Consider the following 3222-nt stretch of genomic DNA (forward strand, 5'->3'; position numbering starts at 1 on the left):
AAGTACAGCAGCAGAAGCGGTTCGTATTGCTAAATTAGCTAAAGCTTCAGGTCTTTGCGACATGATAAAGGTTGAAGTAATTGGTTGCCAAAAAACATTGTTACCGGACCCAATAGAAACATTAAAGGCATCAGAGGAACTGTTAAAAGAGGGATTTACGGTCCTACCGTATACGTCTGACGATGTTCTCCTAGCTAAACGACTAGAAGAATTGGGGTGTCATGCCATTATGCCAGGTRCATCACCAATTGGTTCCGGCCAAGGGATTRTTAATCCGTTAAACCTCAGCTTTATTATTGAGCAAGCAAGTGTACCAGTTATTATCGATGCTGGAATAGGGACTCCATCTGACGCAGCCATTGCCATGGAATTAGGTGCGGATGGAGTGTTACTAAATACTGCAGTTTCAGGAGCAAATGACCCAGTGAAAATGGCGAAGGCAATGAAACTTGCGATTGAAGCGGGTCGTCTAGGATTTGAAGCAGGACGGATTCCGAAAAAGCGATATGCAACTGCGAGTAGCCCTACGGAAGGAATGAGTATGAGTTGAGTGAACGGTATTCACGACAAGAACTCTTCGTTCCAATTGGAGTAGAAGGACAATCAAAAATAGGGGAAAAACATGTGTTAGTAATCGGTGCGGGTGCACTTGGAACGGGAAGTGCAGAAGTGCTTGTGCGTGCAGGTGTTGGCAAGCTGACGATTGTTGATCGTGACTATGTGGAGTGGAGTAATCTCCAACGTCAGCAATTGTATACCGAAAATGATGCGAAGCAACGCATTCCAAAAGCAATTGCAGCGAGAGAACGTTTAGCGCACATAAATTCAGAGGTAGATATTGTTTCACATGTAATGGATGTCTCTGTAGAGGAACTAGTAATGCTTGTTAAAGATGTGGATTTAATCATGGACGCAACTGATAATTTTGATATTCGGATGATAATTAATGATATTTCCCAAAAGTATCAGATTCCCTGGATTTATGGGGCATGTGTTGGAAGCTATGGGATTACATATACGATCCTACCAGGAGAAACCCCTTGTTTACATTGTTTGTTACAAACTGTGCCAATGGAGGGGGTTACTTGTGACACTGTCGGAATAATTAGCCCAGCTGTTCAAATGGTCGTCTCCTTTCAAACAACAGAGGCATTAAAAATTTTAGTAGAAGATTATCAAGCTTTAAGAAAAAAGCTCGTTTCATTTGATTTATGGAAAAATCATCATGCTGCAATTAGCGTCGATAAGATGAAGAAAGAAAGTTGCTTATCTTGCGGTACACACCGTACGTATCCGTATTTAGCTTTTTCAAATCAAACAAAAACCGTCGCATTATGTGGAAGGGATACGGTTCAAATCCGACCACCTGAACCAATGGATAGAAATTTAGAGAGTTTGGCTAACGTCCTTTCGGGACAAGGAAGAAAGGTCTCACAAAATCCATATTTACTTTCTTTTTCAATCGGTAATCACCGCCTTGTTATTTTTAAGGATGGCCGGGTATTAATCCACGGAACAAAAGACATTGCCGAAGCTAGAACTTTATATCATCGCTATTTAGGTTGAGTTTTATTACTGAATGATCTTAAGGGTGTTAATAGAGTGCTTCCAACTGCCTGTGCTACTAGACTTGCAGCATCATCAATAAATTTAGGCGCAATATTAATTTCCATAATATCATCACCTTTCCATACTTATTATTGTACCCAAATTTTACTAACGGGTGCTTTAGTTAAACAAGACCATCATTTCGATGGTCTATTTTTACGTCCAATACATCAAGTAGAATTCGGCCATCCATTGTGAAATGTTACACTTAAACTAACGGGGCAGGATAGTTGAAAAGGAAAGGAAACTAAATTATTGGTAATTCGTAAATAATATAGAAGAACAAAAAGGTTACTAATTTTTTCGGAATGGAGAGATTTAAAGATGGAAGAAAAAGAGTGTCCTAAATGTAATAACAGTCAAATTGAAAAGGGTATTATTCGGTCAGGGAATGCAGTAGTTCATATGTTTTCCTACAACAATCCAAGAAGTCAATCATCACCAATATCCTCATTTTACTGCTCGAATTGTGGGTATGTGTTAGGCTTATATGTTGAGAATCCTAAAAATCTTGGAAAGTGATATTAAAGTATCGGGTGCTTTACTTCAATAAGGAGTGAAGCCTTTTTTCTTATTGAACTAACCGGGGCAGGTTAGTTCAACAGGGAGGTTATTCTCTATCACTCATAGAATAAATATTTTCTTACTACTTTTGGAGGTGAAGTTTGAATGAATCAAGAAGGTATTAGTAAGATAAACCAAGTTGGATGGAATCAATCTGTGTATCAAGCATGGGTTAATCGACATGGTTTACCTAATGAATATGCACAAAAACTAAARAGAAGCCCYACCCAAGCTGTTTCATACTACATAAAGTATATGGGCGATGTAAGAGACAAAAAGATAGCTAATCTTTTAGGTTCAAAAGGGAATAAAGCTGTATCCTTTGCCTTATTAGGAGCTGACGTAACTGTTGTAGATATCTCAAAAGAAAATAGACGATATGCAGTGGAGTTAGCCAATGAGGCAGAAGTGAACATAAAATATATAGTTTCAGATTTATTAGAAATACCTGAAGAAGACAAGTTAGCAGATTTTGATTTTGTAGTATTAGAACTCGGTGTATTACACTATTTCGTTGACCTAATGCCCCTATTTAAGCTTGTTCATAATTCACTCAAATCAGGTGGGAAATTTATATTAAGGGATTATCATCCCTTTGCATCAAAGTTGGTTAATTTAGAAGGGAATAAAATGATTGCAGATGGCGATTATTTTGAAACAGAATTGGTGGATGTAGATGTTGCTTACAGCATTTTATTATCGGAAAAAGAAAGAGCTAAATTAATTAAAAATAAAATTCGAAGATGGACATTAGGTGAAATAGTAACTTCTATCGCTAAAGCAGAATTAAATATTGAAATCTTAGAAGAAGAATCAGGAATAAGGTGGGCATTTCCTTTCAATTCACCAGAAGGTATAGAGAAGAAAATTCCAGGCCTATTTACTATTATTGCTAATAAGTAAAGCATTTCTTGTTCAACTAACGGGTGCTTTAGTTAAAGATCATAGGGCTGATTATTCAGCCCTTTTTCTTATTGAACTAACGCAGCAGTTTAGTTGAAGAAACACTGAAAAGAAAGGGGCTGTAAAAATGAAATATTTATTATATGA

The 3222-nt window shown here is 37.3% G+C and carries 3 protein-coding genes; all 3 read left to right on the forward strand.

Going from position 1 to position 3222, the window contains the following annotated elements:
• Positions 1-550 (forward strand): thiazole synthase (locus AC1DSB_RS16840; RefSeq protein ID WP_477587170.1); only part of this gene is annotated, 550 nt, incomplete at its 5' end.
• Positions 547-1566, forward strand: coding sequence for a thiazole biosynthesis adenylyltransferase ThiF (locus AC1DSB_RS16845; RefSeq protein WP_477532810.1), 1020 nt, complete (start codon positions 547-549; stop codon positions 1564-1566). The genes AC1DSB_RS16840 and AC1DSB_RS16845, both read left to right, overlap by 4 nt.
• A 711-nt stretch (positions 1567-2277) precedes the next feature.
• Positions 2278-3075: a class I SAM-dependent methyltransferase gene (locus AC1DSB_RS16850; protein WP_477532811.1), complete on the forward strand. Its 798-nt coding sequence runs from the start codon at positions 2278-2280 to the stop codon at positions 3073-3075.
• Positions 3076-3222 lie beyond the last annotated feature (147 nt).

The sequence above is a fragment of the Paenisporosarcina sp. P4_E4_2 genome (assembly GCF_056401595.1).